General features: G+C 71.4%; 16 protein-coding genes. 8 read left to right on the top strand and 8 right to left on the bottom strand.

Features of this window, described 5'->3' with window-relative positions; translation table 11 throughout:
- Positions 1 to 159 precede the first annotated feature (159 nt).
- Complete coding sequence (locus AB0I49_RS37805; RefSeq protein ID WP_363231771.1) at positions 160 to 1,422, top strand: MFS transporter; 1,263 nt, start codon at positions 160 to 162, stop codon at positions 1,420 to 1,422.
- A 57-nt stretch (positions 1,423 to 1,479) separates the two neighbouring features.
- The gene (pgi, locus tag AB0I49_RS37800) at positions 1,480 to 3,132 is read left to right on the top strand and encodes a glucose-6-phosphate isomerase (RefSeq protein WP_363231772.1); all 1,653 of its coding nucleotides are present in this window, start codon (positions 1,480 to 1,482) and stop codon (positions 3,130 to 3,132) included.
- A 239-nt stretch (positions 3,133 to 3,371) separates the two neighbouring features.
- Here the strand turns inward: pgi and pgl are convergent, their stop codons facing one another.
- The 5 genes from pgl to tkt are packed head-to-tail and all read right to left on the bottom strand — an operon-like array spanning position 3,372 to position 9,989.
- Positions 3,372 to 4,154: a 6-phosphogluconolactonase gene (pgl, locus tag AB0I49_RS37795; RefSeq protein WP_363231770.1), complete on the bottom strand. Its 783-nt coding sequence runs from the start codon at positions 4,152 to 4,154 to the stop codon at positions 3,372 to 3,374.
- Positions 4,151 to 5,221: a glucose-6-phosphate dehydrogenase assembly protein OpcA gene (gene opcA / locus AB0I49_RS37790; RefSeq protein ID WP_363231769.1), complete on the bottom strand. Its 1,071-nt coding sequence runs from the start codon at positions 5,219 to 5,221 to the stop codon at positions 4,151 to 4,153. Before opcA ends, pgl begins: the two co-directional genes overlap by 4 nt.
- Positions 5,218 to 6,756: a glucose-6-phosphate dehydrogenase gene (gene zwf / locus AB0I49_RS37785; protein WP_363231768.1), complete on the bottom strand. Its 1,539-nt coding sequence runs from the start codon at positions 6,754 to 6,756 to the stop codon at positions 5,218 to 5,220. The genes opcA and zwf overlap by 4 nt, the downstream gene beginning before the upstream one ends.
- Before the next feature lie 2 nt (positions 6,757 to 6,758).
- Positions 6,759 to 7,874 (bottom strand): transaldolase, encoded by a 1,116-nt coding sequence (tal, locus tag AB0I49_RS37780; RefSeq protein ID WP_363231767.1) that lies wholly within the window; start codon positions 7,872 to 7,874, stop codon positions 6,759 to 6,761.
- A 36-nt stretch (positions 7,875 to 7,910) separates the two neighbouring features.
- Positions 7,911 to 9,989 carry a transketolase gene (gene tkt, locus AB0I49_RS37775; protein WP_363231766.1) on the bottom strand — a complete coding sequence of 693 codons (2,079 nt, stop codon included), beginning with the start codon at positions 9,987 to 9,989 and terminating at the stop codon, positions 7,911 to 7,913.
- A gap of 393 nt (positions 9,990 to 10,382) precedes the next feature.
- Between tkt and AB0I49_RS37770 the strand changes: the two genes are divergently transcribed.
- The 3 genes from AB0I49_RS37770 to AB0I49_RS37760 all read left to right on the top strand — a co-directional run bounded on the left by AB0I49_RS37770 (position 10,383) and on the right by AB0I49_RS37760 (position 13,020).
- A complete protein-coding gene (locus AB0I49_RS37770; protein ID WP_363231765.1) occupies positions 10,383 to 11,330 on the top strand; it encodes a heme o synthase in 948 nt (315 codons plus the stop codon).
- Between the two features lie 141 nt (positions 11,331 to 11,471).
- A complete protein-coding gene (locus tag AB0I49_RS37765; protein WP_363231764.1) occupies positions 11,472 to 11,894 on the top strand; it encodes a hypothetical protein in 423 nt (140 codons plus the stop codon).
- 73 nt (positions 11,895 to 11,967) lie between these two features.
- Complete coding sequence (locus tag AB0I49_RS37760; RefSeq protein ID WP_363231763.1) at positions 11,968 to 13,020, top strand: amidohydrolase; 1,053 nt, start codon at positions 11,968 to 11,970, stop codon at positions 13,018 to 13,020.
- Here the strand turns inward: AB0I49_RS37760 and AB0I49_RS37755 are convergent.
- From AB0I49_RS37755 to AB0I49_RS37745, 3 genes are all read right to left on the bottom strand, one after another.
- The gene (locus tag AB0I49_RS37755; RefSeq protein WP_363231762.1) at positions 12,987 to 13,991 is read right to left on the bottom strand and encodes a COX15/CtaA family protein; all 1,005 of its coding nucleotides are present in this window, start codon (positions 13,989 to 13,991) and stop codon (positions 12,987 to 12,989) included. The genes AB0I49_RS37760 and AB0I49_RS37755 overlap by 34 nt on opposite strands.
- Positions 13,992 to 14,111: 120 nt before the next feature.
- On the bottom strand, positions 14,112 to 14,882 hold the full coding sequence (locus AB0I49_RS37750) for an ABC transporter permease (RefSeq protein WP_363231761.1): 771 nt from the start codon (positions 14,880 to 14,882) through the stop codon (positions 14,112 to 14,114).
- Between the two features lie 85 nt (positions 14,883 to 14,967).
- A complete protein-coding gene (locus tag AB0I49_RS37745; RefSeq protein WP_363231760.1) occupies positions 14,968 to 15,894 on the bottom strand; it encodes an ABC transporter ATP-binding protein in 927 nt (308 codons plus the stop codon).
- A 145-nt stretch (positions 15,895 to 16,039) separates the two neighbouring features.
- Here AB0I49_RS37745 and AB0I49_RS37740 point away from each other — a divergent pair, with 145 nt between their 5' ends.
- The 3 genes from AB0I49_RS37740 to AB0I49_RS37730 form a co-directional block, all read left to right on the top strand.
- On the top strand, positions 16,040 to 16,831 hold the full coding sequence (locus tag AB0I49_RS37740; RefSeq protein WP_363231759.1) for an ArsR family transcriptional regulator: 792 nt from the start codon (positions 16,040 to 16,042) through the stop codon (positions 16,829 to 16,831).
- Positions 16,828 to 18,249, top strand: coding sequence for a Fe-S cluster assembly protein SufB (gene sufB, locus AB0I49_RS37735; protein ID WP_363231758.1), 1,422 nt, complete (start codon positions 16,828 to 16,830; stop codon positions 18,247 to 18,249). Before AB0I49_RS37740 ends, sufB begins: the two co-directional genes overlap by 4 nt.
- A gap of 62 nt (positions 18,250 to 18,311) precedes the next feature.
- A partial coding sequence (locus AB0I49_RS37730; RefSeq protein WP_363231757.1) for a SufD family Fe-S cluster assembly protein occupies positions 18,312 to 19,342 on the top strand: 1,031 nt, incomplete at its 3' end.

Below are 19,342 nucleotides of genomic sequence, written 5' to 3'. Positions count from 1 at the left end.
CCTACCCCCCGTTTTCCCCTTCTGCGGGGCCTTTACGATCTATCCCTTACCAACCGGCCCGGGCCGCCCACCCTGGGTGGGTGCGCGGCCGGGCCGTTGTCAGTGGTCGCCGCTACGGTTTCGTCCATGGCCGGAGCGGGTGCGCGAAACGGGGGAACGGTGACGGCGGTTGACGAGGTGGTGGTCCGTCCGAGTGCCGGAGGGGGCTTCAAGCGGCTGTGGTCGGCGGCCGTGGTCTCCCGTGTCGGAGACGCGCTGCGCTCCGCCGCACTGCCCCTGCTCGCCGTCTCACTGACCGATTCGCCGGTGCTGGTCTCGCTGGTGACCGCCGCCGGGTTCCTGCCGTGGCTGCTGTTCGGACTGCTCGGCGGCGCCGTCGCGGACCGGGTCGACCAGCGGCGGGCCATGTGGGCGGTGGACGTGGTCCGCGCCCTGCTCATGGCGGCCTTCGCCACCGCCGTGGCCTGCGGGGCGGCGACGATCGGCCTGCTCATCGCGGTCGCCTTCGCGCTCACGACCCTCCAGACGCTCTTCGACAACGCCGCCACGGCCCTGCTGCCCGCCGTCGTGGACGAAGCCGCGCTGGGCGCCGCCAACGCCCGGCTGATGACCGGCCAGCAGATAGCCGGCTCGTTCGTCGGGGCGCCGCTGGTCCCGGTGCTCCTCGGCATCGGCATCGCCATGCCGTACGCGGCCGACGCCGCCACCTATCTCCTCGCGGCCGTCCTCGTGGCCGGGCTGCGGGCCGACCCGCCGCAGCGCCCCGCCCGCGCCGCCGGGCAGACCCTGCGGCGCGAGATAGCCGACGGCATACGGGCGCTCTGGCGCGACCGGCTGCTGCGCCTGCTGTGCGCGGCCACCACCCTGTGCAACGTCGGCGTCGGCGCGCTCATCGCCATGCTCCCGCTGCTGGTCAAGGGGTGGCTGGACGCCGGCGACGCGGGATATGCGGCGGCGATCGCGGCCTACGGCATCGGCGGGGTGGGCGGCGGCCTGGCAGCCGGGCGGATCACGGGACGGCTCGGCCCGGCCCGTAGCCTGCTCCTCGGCGGCGGGCTCCAGGCCGGCTGCCTGGCCGTGCTCGGAACCGTCCGCCTCCTGCCGGCCGCGATCGCCGCCATGGCGGTCTTCGGCTTCGTCGGCCTGCTCTGGAACGTCACCCAGGTGACCCTGATGCAGCGCCGCAGCCCCGCCGGGATGCTCGGCCGCACCAGCGCCGCGTTCCGCACGCTCGGCGTGGCGGGCACGCCCTTCGGCGCGCTCGCCGGGGGAGCGGTGGCCGCCGCCTGGGGGCTGAACACGCCGATGCTCCTCGCGGCGGCGCTCTTCGTCCTCGCGGTCCTCGTGCTCTCGCCCGCCCTGAGGGAGACGGGCGGCGGAACGGCGGCGGACAGCGGACAGACGTCTCATACCGGAGCCTGATCAATTAGGTTGGAAGGCGGCGGGACAGGTACGAGAAGAAGTGGGCTGATGTCCGAGATGAACGCAGACGGCCGCAGCAGGCTCGACCAGATGCCTCAGTGGAACGCGCTGGCCAAGCACCGGGACGAGCTGGGGGAGGTGCACCTGCGGGACCTCTTCGCGGACGACCCCGGCCGCGGCGAGCGCTACGGCCTCCAGGTGGGCGACCTGTACTTGGACTACTCCAAGCACCTCGTCACCGACGAGACGCTCCGCCTGCTGCGCGAGCTGGCGGCGGCGGCCGGGGTGAGCGAGCTGCGGGACGCGATGTTCCGCGGCGAGAAGATCAACACCACCGAGGACCGCGCCGTCCTCCACACGGCGCTGCGCGCCCCCGAGTCCGCGGTGATCGAGGTGGACGGCGAGAACGTGGTCCCCGCCGTGCACGCGGTGCTCACCAAGATGCAGGTCTTCTCCGACCGGGTGCGCTCGGGCGACTGGAAGGGCCACACCGGCAAGCCGATCAAGACCGTCGTCAACATCGGCATCGGCGGCTCCGACCTCGGCCCGGCGATGGCCTACGAGGCGCTGCGCGCCTACACCGCCCGCGACCTCCAGTTCCGCTTCGTCTCGAACGTGGACGGCGCGGACCTGCACGAGGCCGTGCGGGACCTCGACCCCGCCGAGACGCTGTTCATCATCGCCTCGAAGACCTTCACCACCGTCGAGACGATCACCAACGCCACCTCCGCCCGCGACTGGCTCCTGAACGGCCTCGGGGCCGGCCAGGAGGCCGTCGCCAAGCACTTCGTGGCGCTGTCGACCAACGCCGAGAAGGTCTCGGAGTTCGGCATCGACGTGGCCAACATGTTCGAGTTCTGGGACTGGGTCGGCGGGCGCTACTCGTACGACTCGGCGATCGGCCTCTCCCTCATGATCGCCATCGGGCCGGACCGGTTCCGCGAGATGCTCGCGGGCTTCCACCTCGTCGACGAGCACTTCCGCTGCGCCCCGCCGCAGGAGAACGTGCCGCTGCTGATGGGCCTCCTGGGCGTCTGGTACGGCGGCTTCCACGACGCGCAGTCGCACGCGGTCCTGCCCTACAGCCACTACCTGTCGAAGTTCACCGCCTACCTCCAGCAGCTGGACATGGAGTCCAACGGCAAGTCCGTGGACCGTGACGGCGAGCCGGTGAACTGGCAGACCGGGCCCGTCGTCTGGGGCACGCCCGGCACCAACGGCCAGCACGCGTACTACCAGCTGCTGCACCAGGGCACGAAGCTGATCCCCGCCGACCTCATCGGCTTCGCCGAGCCGGTCGACGACCTGCTGCCGGGGCTGGTGGCCCAGCACGACCTGCTGATGGCGAACCTGTTCGCGCAGGGGCAGGCGCTCGCCTTCGGCAAGACGCCGGAGGAGGTCGCGGCGGAGGGCGTGCCGGCCGAGCTGATCCCGCACAAGACGTTCAAGGGGAATCGGCCCACGAGCACGATCCTCGCGCGCGAGCTCAGCCCTTCGGTGCTGGGGCAGTTGATCGCGCTGTACGAGCACAAGGTGTTCGTCCAGGGAGCCATCTGGAACATTGACTCCTTCGACCAGTGGGGCGTCGAGCTGGGGAAGGTGCTCGCGAAGCGGATCGAGCCCGCGCTCAGTGAGGGCGCCGAGGTCTCCGGGCTCGACGAGTCCACCGCCGCCCTGGTCGCGCGTTACCGTTCGCTGCGGGGGCGCTGAGATTCTCCGCCGCGCCGGGCCCCGGTCGCCTTCGCGGTGACCGGGGCCCGGCGCGTACGTACGGCTCACAGATCGGGGCTCCGCCCCGGGCCCCGGTCCTCAACCGCCGAACGGGCTGGATGCGGTGCCCCTCGATCTCCTCCTGGCCGACGCTGGGAGGTGGCCGTGGCCGTAACGCTCGATCGCCGGACGGCTGGTTTCCCAGCCGTCCGGCGATCGATGAGTCGTCCTGTCCCGCCCTACGCCGAAGCCGGCGGGTACAGCGAGCGGGGGAGGCCCGCTGCCGCCGCGCGGTCCAGGAGCCAGAGCGTGCGGGTGCGGCCGTAGGCGCCAGCCGCCGGGGCCTGGACCTCGCCCGCGCCCGAGAGGGCGATCGTCACCGCTTGGGCCTTGTCCTCGCCCGCCGCCAGCAGCCAGACCTCCCGCGCGGAGCGGATGGCCGGGAGCGTCAGGGAGACGCGGTTGGGCGGGGGCTTGGGGGCGCCGCGTACGCCGACGACCATGCGCTCGCTCTCGCGTGCGCCCGGCTGCTCGGGGAAGAGCGATGCCACGTGCGTATCCGGGCCGACGCCCAGGAGCAGCACGTCGAAGGAGGGCACCGGGCCGTGGTCCTCGGGGCCGGCGGCCGCGGCCAGTTCGGCCGCGTAGGCCTCCGCGGCCGCGTCCGGGTCGTTGCCGTACGCGCCGTGGGACGCCGGCATCTCGTGTACGCGCGCCGGATCCAGGTCCACCGCGTCCAGCAGCGCCTCGCGCGCCTGGGTGACGTTGCGCTCCGGGTCCCCGTCCGGCAGGAACCTTTCATCACCCCACCACAGGTCGAGCCGCGAGAAGTCCACGGCGTCCCGGGCGGGCGCCGCGGCGAGGGCCGCGAGCAGCCCGTTGCCGTTGCGCCCGCCGGTCAGCACGACCGAGGCGGAGCCCCGGGCGGCCTGCGCGTCCACGATCTTCGTGATCAGCCGGGCCGCCGCGGCCTGCGCCATCAGCTCCTTGTCCCGGTGCACGACGATCTGCGGCGCGCTCACTTGGACGTCGCCTTCTTCGAAGCGCCCTTGGCCGAAGCGCTCTTCTTCGCGCCCGCGGCCGGGGCAGCGTCCTTCTTCGGCGCCTTGTCAGCCGCGTCGTCGGCGTCCCCGGCGGGAGCTGGCGTCTCCGCCGGCTTGTCCGCGCTGGTCAGCTGCTTGACGCCGAGTGTCACCGTCGCCCGGTAGATGTCGTCCGGGTCGAGCCGCCGCAGCTCCTCGGCGATCAGGTCGACGGTGTCCCGCCGCTTGAGCGCCACGTGCCGGTCCGGCTGGCCGGGCATGGCCAGTTCGGCCAGCGCGCCGTCCGCCCGGTCCAGGCAGATCTCGCCGTCCGCCGTGGTCATCCGCACGGCGGTGAGCCCGGGGCCCTCGGAGACCTTCCGCTCGACCGGCACCTTCAGCCGGTCGGCGAGCCACAGCGCGAGCAGTTCGCTGCTCGGGTTGTACGCCTCGCCCTCCACGACCGCGGAACTGATCTTGGAGTGCTTCTGGTCCAGGGCCGCGGCCAGCATGCTGCGCCACGGCGTGATCCGGGTCCAGGCGAGGTCGGTGTCGCCCGGCGCGTACGCCTCGGCGCGCACGCCGAGCGCGGTCACCGGGTCCTCCGCGGCGGCCGCGTCGGTGATCCGGCGCTGGGCCAGCTTGCCGAGCGGGTCCGCGGACGGGTTGTCCGGCGCGTCCTCGGGCCACCAGACCACCACGGGGGCGTCCGGCAGCAGCAGCGGGAGGACTACCGACTCGGCGTGGTTGGCCAGCTCGCCGTGCATGCGCAGGACGACGGTCTCGCCGGTGCCGGAGTCGGAGCCGACCCGGATCTCGGCGTCCAGCCGGGCCATCTTGCGGTCGCGCGGGGAGCGGCCGGGCCGCTTGATGACGGCCACGATGCGGGAGGGGTGCTCCCGCGACGCGTCGCCGGCGGCCTTGAGCGCGTCGTAGGCGCTGCCCTCGTCGGTGACGATGACGAGGGTGAGCACCATCCCCACGGCGGGGGTGCCGATGGAGTGCCGGGCCTCGATGAGCCCCGCGTTGATACGGGACGAGGTGGTGTCCGTCAGATCGATTCTCATGGCCGGCGCCAGCTCCTGCCGTCTCGTGCGAGCATCTCGTCCGCCTCTGCCGGCCCCCAGGTGCCCGACGCGTACTGCGCGGGCTTGCCGTGCTTGTCCCAGTACTCCTCGATCGGGTCGAGGATGTTCCAGGAGAGCTCGACCTCCTGGTGCCGGGGGAAGAGGTTGGCGTCGCCGAGCAGCACATCGAGGATGAGCCGCTCGTACGCCTCCGGGCTGGACTCGGTGAAGGACTCGCCGTACGCGAAGTCCATGGTGACGTCGCGGACCTCCATGGAGGTGCCGGGGACCTTGGAGCCGAATCGCACGGTGACGCCCTCGTCCGGCTGCACCCGGATGACCAGGGCGTTCTGCCCCAGCTCCTCGGTGGACCCGGCCTCGAAGGGCAGATACGGCGCGCGCTTGAAGACCACCGCGATCTCCGTGACGCGGCGCCCCAGCCGCTTGCCGGTGCGCAGGTAGAAGGGGACGCCCGCCCAGCGGCGGTTGTTGATCTCCAGCTTGATGGCCGCGAAGGTGTCGGTGATCGACTTGGGGTCGATGCCCTCTTCTTCGAGGTAGCCGGGCACCTCCTCGCCGCCCTGCCAGGCGTGCGCGTACTGGCCGCGTACGGTGTGCGCGCCGAGGTCCTTGGGCAGTTCGACCGCGCCCAGCACCTTGAGCTTCTCCGCCACCAGCGCCTTCGGGTGGAAGGAGCCGGGCTCCTCCATCGCGGTGAGCGCGAGGAGCTGGAGCAGGTGGTTCTGGATGACGTCGCGGGCCGCGCCGATGCCGTCGTAGTAGCCGGCCCGGCCGCCGATGCCGATGTCCTCGGCCATGGTGATCTGCACGTGGTCGACGTACGACCGGTTCCAGATCGGCTCGAACATCGTGTTGGCGAACCGCAGCGCCAGGATGTTCTGGACCGTCTCCTTGCCCAGGTAGTGGTCGATCCGGAAGACCTCGTTGGGCGGGAAGACGTCGTGCACGATCTGGTTGAGCTCTTGCGCGCTCTTGAGGTCGTGGCCGAACGGCTTCTCGATCACCGCGCGCCGCCAGGAGTCGCCCGGCCCCTCGGACAGCCCGTGCTTCTTGAGCTGCTCGACGACGTTCGGGAAGAACTTCGGCGGTACGGAGAGGTAGAAGGCGAAGTTGCCGCCGGTGCCGCGGGCCTTGTCGAGCTCGTCGATGGTGGCCTTGAGGGTCTTGAACGCCTCGTCGTCGTCGAAGACGCCCGGCACGAACCGGAAGCCCTCGGCGAGCTGCTGCCACACCTCCTCGCGGAAGGGGGTGCGCGCGTGTTCCTTGACGGCGTCGTGGACGACCTGCGCGAAGTCCTCGTTCTCCCAGTCGCGCCGGGCGAAGCCGACGAGCGAGAAGCCCGGCGGCAGCAGGCCGCGGTTGGCCAGGTCGTACACCGCGGGCATCAGCTTTTTACGGGACAAATCGCCCGTGACGCCAAAGATGACCAGGCCCGACGGCCCCGCGATACGCGGGAGCCGTCGGTCCTGTGCGTCACGCAGCGGGTTGACTCCGCTTGCGGATACAGGGGACAAGGTCACGCCTCCGAAGGGGACAGACGCTTGAGCTCGGCCTCGGTCGACTTCAGGAGGTCGACCCAGGACGCCTCGAACTTGTCGACGCCCTCGTCCTCCAGAAGCTGTACGACGTCGTCGTAGGAGATCCCGGCGGCGGCGAGGTCGTCGAGCTGGCTCTGCGCCTCGTCGTACGTGCCGCGCACCGTGTCACCGGCGATCTCGCCGTGATCGGCGGTCGCGTCCAGGGTGGCCTCCGGCATGGTGTTCACCGTGTTCGGGGCGACCAGGTCGACCACGTACAGGGTGTCCTTGTAGGCGGGGTCCTTGACGCCGGTCGAGGCCCACAGCGGACGCTGCCGGTTGGCGCCGGCCGACTCCAGCGCGGTCCAGCGGTCCGAGGAGAAGACCTCCTCGTACGCCTGGTAGGCGAGACGGGCGTTGGCCAGCGCGGCCTTGCCCTTGAGGGCCTTGGCGTCGCCGCCGAGGGCGTCCAGGCGCTTGTCGATCTCGGTGTCCACGCGGGACACGAAGAAGGACGCCACCGAGTGGATCTTGGAGATGTCCAGGCCCGCGGCCTTGGCCTTCTCCAGACCGGCCAGGTAGGCGTCCATGACCGCGCGGTAGCGCTCCAGCGAGAAGATCAGCGTGACGTTGACGCTGATCCCCAGGCCGATCGTCTCGGTGATCGCCGGGAGGCCCGCCTTGGTGGCAGGGATCTTGATCAGGGTGTTCGGGCGGTCCACCAGCCAGGCGAGCTGCTTGGCCTCGGCGACCGTGGCCTTGGTGTTGTGCGCCAGCCGCGGGTCGACCTCGATGGAGACCCGGCCGTCCGTGCCGTCCGTCGCGTCGAAGACCGGCCGCAGGATGTCGGCGGCGTCGCGGACGTCCGCCGTCGTGATCATGCGGATGGCTTCCTCGACGGTGACCTTGCGGGCCGCGAGGTCGGCGAGCTGCTGCTCGTAACCGTCGCCCGAGGAGATCGCCTTCTGGAAGATCGACGGGTTGGTGGTGACGCCGACGACATGGCTCTGGTCGATCAGCTCGGCCAGGTTGCCGGACGTGATGCGCTTGCGCGACAGGTCGTCCAGCCAGATCGCGACGCCTTCGTCGGAGAGGCGCTTGAGTGCGTCCGTCATGGAAATTGCATCTCCTACTTGTCGTATATGCGGGCGTCAGCGGCCGGCGGCGGCGAGCGACTCGCGGGCCGCGGCGGTGACGGCCTCGGATGTCAGGCCGAACTCGCGGTAGAGCACCTGGTAGTCGGCGGAGGCGCCGAAGTGCTCCAGCGAGACGATCCGTCCGGCGTCGCCGACGAAGCGGTGCCACGTCAGGCCGACCCCGGCCTCGACCGCGACGCGCGCCTTCACGTCCGGCAGCAGCACGCCGTCGCGGTACGCCTGATCCTGCTCCTCGAACCACTCGACGGACGGCATCGACACCACACGGGTGGGAATGCCGTCGGCCTGGAGCGCCTCGCGGGCCTTGACGGCCAGCTGCACCTCGGAGCCGGTGCCGATCAGGATGACCTGCGGCCGGCCGCCCTCGGCCTCGAAGAGGGTGTAACCGCCCTTGGCGGCGTCCTCGTTCGCCTCGTACGTCGGCACGTTCTGCCGGGTGAGGGCGAGGCCGTGCGGCGCGGGCTTGGCGTTGTGCCGGCGCATGATCTCGCGCCAGGCGATGGCCGTCTCGTTGGCGTCGGCCGGACGGACCATGTTCAGGCCCGGAATGGCGCGCAGCGCGGACATGTGCTCGACCGGCTGGTGGGTCGGGCCGTCCTCGCCGAGGCCGATGGAGTCGTGCGTCCACACGTACGTGACCGGCAGCTGCATCAGCGCGGCGAGCCGCACGGCGGGGCGCATGTAGTCGGAGAACACCAGGAAGGTGCCGCCGTAGATGCGGGTGTTGCCGTGCAGCGCGATGCCGTTCATGGTCGAGCCCATGGCGTGCTCGCGGATGCCCCAGTGCACCGTACGGCCGTACGGGCTGGCCTCCGGCAGCGGGTTGCCCGCCGGGAGGAACGAGGACGAGGCGTCGATCGTGGTGTTGTTCGAGCCGGCCAGGTCGGCGGAGCCGCCCCACAGCTCGGGGATCACGCCGCCCAGCGCCTTGAGGACCTCGCCGGACGCCTTGCGGGTCGCGACGGCCTTGCCGGCCGGGAAGGACGGCAGCGCCTTCTCCCAGCCGTCGGGCAGCTCGGCCGCGTCGATCCGGTCGAACTCGGCGGCGCGCTTCGGGTTGGCGGCGCGCCACTCCTCGAACCGCTTGTTCCAGGCGGCGTGCGCGTCGCGGCCGCGGTCGACGACCTCACGGGCGTGGGCGAAGACCTCGTCCTCGACCTGGAAGGTCTGCTCGGGGTCGAAGCCCAGCACCTTCTTGGTCGCGGCGACCTCTTCCTCGCCGAGCGCCGCGCCGTGCGCCGCGCCGGTGTTCTGCGCGTTCGGGGCCGGCCAGGCGATGATCGTGCGGGCGCCGATGATCGAGGGGCGCTCGGTCTCGGCCTGGGCCGCCTTCAGCGCCTTGTAGAGGGCCTTGACGTCGAAGTCGCCGTTGGCGGACTGCTCGACGCGCTGCACGTGCCAGCCGTACGCCTCGTACCGCTTCAGCACGTCCTCGGAGAGCGCCGTCTCGGTGTCGCCCTCGATCGAGATGTGGTTGTCGTCGTAGATCGCGACGATGTTGCCGAGCTTCTGGTGCCCGGCCAGCGAGCTGGCCTCGGCCGAGATGCCCTCCTCCACGTCGCCGTCGGAGACGATCGCCCAGATGGTGTGGTCGAAGGGGGAGGCGCCGGCGGCGGCGTCCGGGTCGAACAGGCCGCGCTCGTAGCGGGCGGCCATCGCCATGCCCACCGCGTTGGCGATGCCCTGGCCCAGCGGGCCGGTGGTGGTCTCCACGCCGCGGGTGTGGCCGTGCTCGGGGTGGCCGGGGGTCTTGCTGCCCCAGGTGCGGAACGACTTGAGGTCGTCCAGCTCCAGGCCGTACCCCGACAGGTACAACTGGATGTAGAGCGTGAGGCTGGTGTGCCCCGGGGAGAGGATGAACCGGTCGCGGCCGGTCCAGTCGGCGTCGCTCGGGTCGTGCCGCATCAGCTTCTGGAACAGCAGGTACGCGGCGGGCGCGAGGCTCATGGCCGTACCGGGATGGCCGTTGCCGACCTTCTGCACGGAATCCATGGCCAGGACGCGGACGGTATCTACGGCCCGCTGGTCCAGATCGGTCCAGTCGAGGTCTGTGGTGGTCGGCTTGGTGCTCACCCTGCGTCAGGGCTCCTCTCCACATGTCGAGTGCCGCGGGACGGTGTGTCAGCCGGGCGCTGTCGAGCCTACCCCCGCCGGAACGTGCACCTTTTCGACGTGCGGCCGGTTGCCTGACCCGACTTCCGGGGCAACGGGACGCACGGCTCGAACATTCCCGGCGCCCAGGTGGCGGCCGTGACTCCAGGGTGCCCGTGAAGCGCTCGCCCCGCCTCCTGAGCGGGGCCGTTCCTCCGAAGCGGGACGTCCGCCAACACGGGCCCACCCCCGCGAAGGCCGAGGTATCCGCTACGTCTAGAGTGGCGTGGTACGCGCAAGTCTTTACCGGGCCATCACGCCCGGTGCTTGCTGGGTCTTATCGCGGCGCCTGCCGCTGAAGTCACTGAACCAGGGGTGTGCGTGACGGCCGTCGAATCCCGTCCTGCGGGGGTGCTCGCTACGAGCCCTAGCCACCGGCCGTTCGGGGCCCGTGTCAAAGGGTTCGTAGCCCTCACCAAGCCACGGATCATCGAACTGCTGCTCATCACCACGGTGCCGGTGATGTTCCTGGCCGAACAGGGTGTGCCCAACCTGTGGCTGGTGCTGGCCACCTGCTTCGGCGGCTATCTGTCCGCCGGCGGCGCCAACGCGCTGAACATGTACATCGACCGCGACATCGACGCGATGATGGACCGGACCTCCCAGCGCCCGCTGGTCACCGGCCTGATCTCGCCGCGCGAGGGCCTCGTCTTCGGGATCACCCTCGCCGTCGTCTCGACGCTGTGGTTCGGACTGCTCGTCAACTGGCTGTCCGCCGCGCTGTCGCTGGGCGCGCTCCTCTTCTACGTGGTCCTCTACACGATGGTCCTCAAGCGGCGCACGTCGCAGAACATCGTGTGGGGCGGCATCGCGGGCTGCATGCCGGTCTTCATCGGCTGGTCCGCGGTCACCAACTCGGTCTCCTGGGCCGCCGTCGTCCTCTTCCTCGTCATGTTCTTCTGGACGCCGCCGCACTACTGGCCGCTGTCGATGAAGGTCAAGGAGGACTACGCGCGGGTCGGCGTGCCGATGCTGCCGGTCATCGCGTCCAACAGGGTGGTCGCCCGGCAGATCGTCATCTACAGCTGGGTGATGGTCGCCGTGTCGCTGACGCTCTGGCCGCTCGGCTACACCGGCTGGTTCTACCCGGCCGTGGCCGTCGTGACCGGCGGCTGGTGGCTCAAGGAGGCGCACGGGCTGCTGGCCCGTGCCAAGGCCGGGGTGACCGGCGCCAAGCTCAAGGAGATGCGGCTCTTCCACTGGTCCATCACCTATGTGTCGCTGCTCTTCGTGGCGGTCGCGGTGGACCCCTTCCTGCGCTGACGCTCCCGGCTCGTGGAGACGGGCGGGGCGGGTGGCCGAGGCCACCGGTCCCGCCCGTCGCCGTTTTTCCGGCGCCTGCCGGGCGCCGGACGCCCGGCAGGGGAGTGACACAGGCTCCTACCCGTCGGTAGCATCCTGGCCATGGCAGACACCCAGCAGGCCGGCTCCCCCGAGGCCGCAGACACCGCGCCCGACGCCGCCTCCGAGGCAGCACAGCGCCGGACGGCCCGGCACGCCAAGCGGCTCGCGAAGCAGATGACGGCGTTCGCCCAGCACCACGGCGGCAGCGCCGAGGGCCAGCTCGCGCACATCGGCCGCGGCGTCACCAGGGTCGCCCTCGTCGGCGCCGACGGCGCGTGGGGCAACCTCGTCGCCCCCTCCCACGAGAGCGCCCGCGAAGCCGCCGAGCTCGCCGGCGTCGGCCTCCAGGACGACTTCGACGGCGACCTCGCCGCCAAGGTCCGCACCGGCCCGTACGAATGGAGCCGCATGGCCGGCATCCAGATCGGCGGCCCCGCCAACCCCGCCGCCGACGGCCCCGGCAGCCCCGCCGCCGATAACTGACGCGCCCCTCGGCCGTTAGACCCACCGGAGAGCGGCCCCCGCGGCCGCCTCGGCGCTCGGCTAGGAGGAGCGGATGGACGGCATGCCGTCGCTCGTCGACCAGTACAGCCATGGCGCGGTCCACGGCGAACTCGGGCTCGGCACGTTCGAGGCCCACCTCGCCGAGGCCGCCGGAGCCGCCGGGCCCGCGCCGCCGGGCACCACCTACTTCGACAGCTGGGCGGGGCTCGCCGTGCGCCGCTGGTGCCCGCCGCTGCTCGGCCTGGAGCCGCACTGCCCGCCCGTCCGCTACCTCGCCAGGCGGCGCGAGCTCGGCGCGTACCGGGCCGCCCGCGCCCTGCTGCGCGGGTCGGGCATCGGGACCTATCTGCTGGAGAGCGGCGCGCCCGGCGGGCTGACCTCGGCCCCGGAGCTCGCCGACGCCGCCGAGGGCCGCGCCCACGAAGTCGTACGCCTGGAAGCCCTCGCCGAACAGGTCGCGGACACCTCCGGGTCCGCCGACTCCTTCGCCGCCTACACCGCGGAGGCGCTGTACGCGGCGGCCCAGCACGCGACCGCCTTCGCCCTGGGCGTCGACGTCTGCGAGGACGAGCCGCCCGGCGCGGACCGGGTGCGCCGCACCGCCGACCGCTGGCTGGCCGCCCGCCGGACCGGTGCGTGGCCGCGCGACCCCGCGCTCATCGGCCATCTGCTGTGGAGCGCCGTCGCCACCGGCCTGCCCGTACAGCTGCACTGCCAGGACCCGCGGCGGCTGACCGGGTTCCTGCGCGCCACCACCGGCCTCGGCACCGACCTGGTGCTGCTGCCCGGAGCCCGGCACCACCGGCGGGCGGCGCAGCTCGCCGCCGTCTTCCCGCACGTGTACGCGGATACGGGGCCCCGGCCCCAGGAGACGCTGGGGGAGGCCCCGTTCGGCAAGCTGCTGTTCTCCACGGGCGCGCGGGCGCTGGCGGAGCTCTATGTGGTGGGCGCGCGGCGGTTCGTGTCGGCCATGGACCGGCTCGTCGCGGAGTGGATCGCGGAGGGCGTGTGCGGGCGGGCGGACGCGCGGCGGATCGCCTCGCTCGTCGCGGCCGGCACCGCCCGGCGGATCTACCGGCTGGACGCGGCCGGGGCGGCGGCCTGAACGACTTCGTGCTCGGCGTGCTCGCTCGAAGGCGCGGGCAGCACCGGCGCCTCGGCGCGCTCGCGCAGCGACAGGAAGACCCGCAGCACCGCGATCCACACCAGGCAGGACCCGAACATGTGCACCCCGACGAGCAGCTCGGGCGTGTCGGTGAAGTACTGCACATAGCCGATGGCGCCCTGCGCGAGCAGCACCACGAACATCTCCAGCACCTTGCGGCGCGACTGCGCGGGGGATTTCACGGCCCGCAGCGTGAACCACAGCGCCGCGCTCAGGCCGACGACGATGAAGACGAAGTCCACGTGCAGCTGGGTGATCTCCCGCCAGTCCAGCGGGATGCGGCGCACGTCCTTGGAGGCGTCGCCGGCGTGCTTGCCCGCCCCGCTGACCACGGTGCCGATGACGATCAGCGCGGCGCTCGCCGCGACGAGCACCCAGGACAGCTGCCGCACCGGCCGGCCGACGAGGTCGCGCGGCTCCGCGTCCCCCTCGTGGGAGCGCTGCCAGGTGATCACCGCGACCGTCAGCAGACCGGAGGCGAGCAGGAAGTGCGAGCTGACGATGTACGGGTTCAGGCCGGTCAGCACCGTGATGCCGCCGACGACGGCGTTGCCCATCACGAGCCAGAACTGCGCCCAGCCGAGCCGGGTGAGGCCGCGGCGGCGGGGGGCCATGGCCCGCGAGGCGATGATGAACAGGCCGACGACCGCGCACAGCACGTACGTCAGCATGCGGTTGCTGAACTCGATGATGCCGTTGATGCCCATCGCCCCGGTCGGGGTCAGGCTCTCCTCGGTGCAGGTCGGCCAGGTCGGGCAGCCGAGGCCGGACTGGGTCAGCCGCACCGCGCCGCCGGTGACGACGATGATCACGGCCATCACGACGGTGGCCAGCGCGGCGCCGCGCACGAAGCGCGCGGAGGGCTGCCAGCGGTCGGCGATGAGCTGGAGGGGGTTCAGCGTTTTCGGCACGGGCTCATCGTAATCAGGTGCTTGTGCATCTTTTCACTTGGGGCCCGCGTCGGCGTTCCGGGGCTTTTCCCGCCGGTTCCCGCACCGGGCCCGGCGGGCGCCGCACGGACGCCGCCCGCGTCACTCCCAGCGGAACCAGCGGGCGGCTGCGCCGAGCCCGAGCACGGCCCATACGGCGAGGACGCCGAGGTCGCCCCAGGGCATCCCCGCACCGTGCTGGAGCACGTCGCGCAGACCGTCGGAGAGCGCCGAGATCGGCAGCAGCTCCAGGACGCTCCGCGCCGCGCCGGGGAACTTGTCCAGCGGCACGATCACGCCGCCGCCGACCAACAGCAGCAGGAAGACCAGGTTGGCGGCGGCCAGCGTCGCCTCCGCCCTGAGCGTGCCCGCCATCAGCAGGCCGAGCCCGGAGAACGCCGCGGTCCCGAGCACGAGCAGCAGGACTACGGACAGCGGGTCGCCGTGCGGGGACCAGCCCAGCGCAAAGGCGATCACCGTCAGCAGCACCACCTGGAGGACCTCGGTGACCAGCACCGCGCACGTCTTCGCGGTCATCAGCGCCCAGCGCGGCAGCGGCGACGCGCCGAGCCGCTTCAGGACGCCGTAGCGGCGCTCGAAGCCGGTCGCGATGGCCTGCCCGGTGAAGGCCGTGGACAGCACGGCGAGGGCCAGCACGCCGGGGGCGAGGAAGTCGACGGACTTCCCGCCGCCGGTGTCGATGATGTCGACGGCGCTGAAGAGGACCAGCAGCAGCGCCGGGATGACGACGGTCAGCAGCAGCTGCTCGCCGTTGCGCAGCAGCATCCGGGTCTCCAGCGCGGCCTGCGCCCGGATCATCCGGGGGAGCGGCGCGGCGCCGGGTTTCGGGGTGAACGTGCCCGTAGCGCTCATGCGCGCAGCTCCTTGCCGGTCAGTTCCAGGCTGTCGTCTTCCGGGGGGCGACCCCCGTGCCCCCGGCCGAGGGTGTCGCACGCCGTCATGCGCGCAGCTCCTTGCCGGTCAGTTCCAGGAAGACGTCCTCCAGGGTGTGCCGCTCGACCGAGATGCGGTCGGGCATGACGCCGTTCTGCGCGCACCAGCTCGTCACGGTGGCCAGCAGTTGCGGGTCCACCTCGCCGGAGACGCGGTACGTGCCGGGGGTCAGCTCGACGGCCGCGGACTGGGCGGGGAGCGCCTTCAGCAGCGAGCCCAGGTCCAGTCCGGGGCGGCCGCCGAAGCGCAGGGTGTTCTCCGCGCCGCCCTTGCACAGCTGCTCGGGGCTGCCCTGGGCGATGACCTTGCCGCCGTCCACGATCGCGACGTCGTCCGCGAGCTGCTCGGCCTCGTCCATGTGGTGCGTGGTGAGCACCACGGTGACGCCGTCGGCGCGCAGCTCGCGCACGAGCTCCCAGGTGGCGTGGCGCGCCTGCGGGTCGAGGCCCGCGGTCGGCTCGTCCAGGAAGACGAGCTCGGGGCGGCCCACGACGGCCATGGCGAGGGAGAGCCGCTGCTGCTGCCCGCCGGACAGCCGCCGGTAGGAGGTGCGGCCGCAGGCGGCCAGCCCCAGCCGTTCGATCAGCGCGTCGACGTCCACGGGGTGCGCGTGCAGGGAGGCGGTGTGGCGCAGCATCTCTTCCGCACGCGCTCCCGGATAAACCCCGCCGCTCTGGAGCATCACCCCGATGCGCGGGCGGAGCGCGGCGGACTCGGCCACGGGGTCGAGTCCCAGTACGCGGACCGTTCCGGCGTCGGGCCGGCGGTACCCCTCGCAGGTCTCGATCGTGGTGGTCTTGCCCGCCCCGTTGGGGCCCAGCACGGCCATCAGGGACCCGCGCGCCACGGACAGGTCCAGCCCGTCCACCGCGGTTTTCGCGCCGTACCGCTTGACCAGGCCGACGACCTCGACGGCGGGCTCGTTTCGCATGCCGGGAAGTCTACGAACCGGCGGCGGCCGCCGGTGGCGCGGGGCGGAAACAGGCCCGATTAGGTGACCCTAAGTGATCGAGACCACCGTCGCCCCCGCCGGACAGGGCTTGTCCCGGTCCAAGGAATTACGCAACAATAGCGTTGTGAAAAACGTGAGCGAGGCTCAGACGGGACCCGCGGCCGCCCCGGCCGCCGGGCCCGGCGGTGCTGCGCCCGCGCCCGCCCTCGATGAGCAGCGCGGCACGCGCAACCGCGTCGTCCGTTCCATCCTCGACCACGGCCCGTCCACCGCGGCCGAGGTCGCCCTGCGGCTCCAGCTGACCCAGGCGGCGGTCCGCCGCCACCTCGACACCCTCGTCGCCGAAGGCGTCGTGGAGCCCCGCGAGAAGCGCGTCTACGGCGCTCGCGGCCGAGGACGCCCCGCCAAGGTCTTCGCGCTCACCGACTGCGGCCGGGACGCCTTCGACCAGGCCTACGACAAGCTCGCCTCGGACGCCCTGCGCTGGATCGCGCAGGCCGCGGGCGGCGGCGAGATGGGCGAGGCGGCGGTCGCCGCCTTCGCGCGGGCCCGGCTCGCGGCCCAGGCCGAGGGGTACCGCGACGCCGTCGAGGCCGCCGAGCCCCGAGGCCGCGCCGAGGCGCTGGCCAAGGCATTGACCGCAGACGGGTACGCTGCTACGGCGCGCAGCGCACCGGTCGGCGAACAGCTCTGCCAGCACCACTGCCCGGTCGCCCATGTCGCCGAGCAGTTCCCGCAGCTGTGCGAAGCGGAGACCGAGGTCTTCTCCCGCCTGCTCGGGACTCATGTGCAGCGTCTGGCCACCATCGCCCACGGCGACGGGGTGTGCACGACGTTCATTCCGCGCAGCGGGACAGAGCCCGCTCCACAAACCACCACAGCATCCACCAGCACGGCCGGGAGGAACCCCGCATGACGCTCCCTACGGAGACTGCTCACCCTGAGCTCGAGGGCCTGGGTACGTATGAATACGGCTGGGCCGATTCGGATGTGGCCGGTGCCGCGGCCAAGCGGGGCCTGTCCGAAGAGGTCGTCCGAGACATTTCGGCGAAGAAGAACGAGCCGGAGTGGATGCTCAAGCTCCGGTTGAAGGGTCTGAAGCTGTTCGACAAGAAGCCCATGCCGACGTGGGGCTCGGATCTCACCGGTATCGACTTCGACAACATCAAGTATTTCGTGCGGTCCACGGAGAAGCAGGCCGCTTCCTGGGAGGACCTGCCGGAGGACATCAAGAACACGTACGACAAGCTGGGCATCCCGGAGGCGGAGAAGCAGCGGCTGGTCGCGGGTGTGGCGGCGCAGTACGAGTCGGAGGTCGTCTACCACCAGATCCGTGAGGACCTGGAGGAGCAGGGCGTGCTGTTCCTGGACACGGACACGGCGCTCAAGGAGCACCCGGAGATCTTCCAGGAGTACTTCGGCACGGTCATCCCGGTCGGCGACAACAAGTTCGCGTCGCTGAACTCGGCGGTGTGGTCGGGCGGCTCGTTCATCTACGTCCCGCCGGGCGTGCACGTCGACATCCCGCTGCAGGCCTACTTCCGGATCAACACGGAGAACATGGGGCAGTTCGAGCGGACGCTGATCATCGTCGACGAGAACGCGTATGTGCATTACGTGGAGGGCTGCACGGCGCCGATCTATTCGTCGGACTCGCTGCACTCGGCGGTGGTGGAGATCATCGTGAAGAAGGGCGGCCGGTGCCGCTACACGACGATCCAGAACTGGTCGAACAACGTGTACAACCTGGTCACCAAGCGTGCCGTGGCGTATGAGGGCGCGACGATGGAGTGGGTGGACGGGAACATCGGCTCCAAGGTGACGATGAAGTACCCGGCCGTGTACCTGATGGGCGAGCACGCCAAGGGCGAGACGCTGTCGATCGCGTTCTCCGGCGAGGGCCAGCACCAGGACGCGGGCGCGAAGATGGTGCACATGGCGCCGAACACGTCCTCCAACATCGTCTCGAAGTCGGTGGCGCGCGGCGGCGGCCGTACCTCCTACCGGGGTCTGATCGAGATCGGCGAGGGCGCCCACGGTTCGAAGTCGAACGTGCTGTGCGACGCGCTGCTGGTGGACACGATCTCCCGCTCGGACACGTACCCGTACGTGGATGTGCGGGAGGACGATGTGTCGATGGGGCACGAGGCGACGGTCTCCAAGGTCAGCGACGACCAGCTGTTCTACCTGATGAGCCGGGGCATGACGGAGTTCGAGGCGATGGCGATGATCGTGCGCGGCTTCGTCGAGCCGATCGCGCGGGAACTGCCGATGGAGTACGCGCTGGAACTCAACCGGCTCATCGAACTGCAGATGGAGGGCTCCGTCGGCTGAACCGGCCGAAGCCCCGTCCGCCACCGAAGCAGTTCTCCGAGAAAGCGAGCAGTACGACAGTCATGGCCGACAACATCCCCGCCGGCGGCACCACGGCCGGATCGATCGAGGTGGGCACCACGACCGGTGGTCCCCAGCTCGCCGGTCCGGGTACGGGCCGCACCTCCGCGCACCCCGTCGACGCACGGGTCAGCGCGCCCGCGTCCTACGACGTGGCCGACTTCCCGGTGCCGCACGGCCGTGAGGAGGAGTGGCGCTTCACTCCCCTGGAGCGGCTCAAGGGCCTGCACGACGGCACCGCGCAAGCGGGCGGCACCGTGGCCGTCACCGTCGAGGCGCCCTCCGGCGTGGCGGTGGAGACCGTGGACCGCGACGACCGCCGGGTCGGCGCGACCGGCAAGCCCGTGGACCGCGTAGCGGCACAGGCCTACTCCGCCTTCGAGAAGGCGTCCGTCGTCTCCGTGCCCAAGGAGACGGTGCTCGACGAGCCGGTCCGGATCGCCGTGCACGGCGAGGGCGGCACCTCCTTCGGCCACCTGGTCGTGGAGCTCGGCGCGTTCGCCGAGGCCGTCGTCGTCATCGACCACACCGGCGACGCGACGCTGGCCGCCAACGTCGAGTACCTGATCGGCGACGGCGCCAAGCTCACCGTCGTCTCCGTCCAGGACTGGGATGACAAGGCGGTGCACGTCGCCCAGCACACCGCGCTGGTCGGCCGGGACGCCTCCTTCAAGTCCGTCGTCGTCACCTTCGGCGGCGACCTGGTGCGCCTCCACCCGCGGATCGTCTACGGCGGCCCCGGCGGCGAGGCCGAGCTGTTCGGCCTGTACTTCACGGACGACGGCCAGCACCAGGAGCACCGCCTCTTCGTCGACCACGACGCCCCGCACTGCCGCAGCAACGTCACGTACAAGGGCGCGCTGCAGGGCCGCGGCGCCCACGCGGTGTGGATCGGCGACGTGCTGATCCGCGCCGGGGCCGAGGGCACCGACACCTATGAGCTGAACCGCAATCTGGTCCTCACCGACGGGGCGCGCGTCGACTCGGTGCCCAATCTGGAGATCGAGACCGGCGAGATCGTGGGGGCCGGGCA

Source organism: Streptomyces sp. NPDC050617, assembly GCF_040654795.1.
In the GTDB taxonomy this organism is placed as follows: Bacteria; Actinomycetota; Actinomycetes; order Streptomycetales; family Streptomycetaceae; genus Streptomyces.
The sequence above is the reverse complement of the archived record's forward strand: the minus strand, read 5'-3'. Positions and strand labels throughout refer to the sequence as shown.

Excerpts from the sequence above, each read along its gene's own strand:
- sufB (WP_363231758.1), top strand. The coding sequence starts at position 16,828 with ATGACGCTCCCTACGGAGACTGCTCACCCTGAGCTCGAGGGCCTGGGT.
- AB0I49_RS37765 (WP_363231764.1), top strand. The coding sequence starts at position 11,472 with ATGGCAGACACCCAGCAGGCCGGCTCCCCCGAGGCCGCAGACACCGCG.
- tal (WP_363231767.1), bottom strand. The coding sequence starts at position 7,874 with ATGACGGACGCACTCAAGCGCCTCTCCGACGAAGGCGTCGCGATCTGG.
- pgi (WP_363231772.1), top strand. The coding sequence starts at position 1,480 with ATGAACGCAGACGGCCGCAGCAGGCTCGACCAGATGCCTCAGTGGAAC.
- AB0I49_RS37745 (WP_363231760.1), bottom strand. The coding sequence starts at position 15,894 with ATGCGAAACGAGCCCGCCGTCGAGGTCGTCGGCCTGGTCAAGCGGTAC.
- opcA (WP_363231769.1), bottom strand. The coding sequence starts at position 5,221 with ATGAGAATCGATCTGACGGACACCACCTCGTCCCGTATCAACGCGGGG.
- AB0I49_RS37760 (WP_363231763.1), top strand. The coding sequence starts at position 11,968 with ATGGACGGCATGCCGTCGCTCGTCGACCAGTACAGCCATGGCGCGGTC.
- AB0I49_RS37750 (WP_363231761.1), bottom strand. The coding sequence starts at position 14,882 with ATGAGCGCTACGGGCACGTTCACCCCGAAACCCGGCGCCGCGCCGCTC.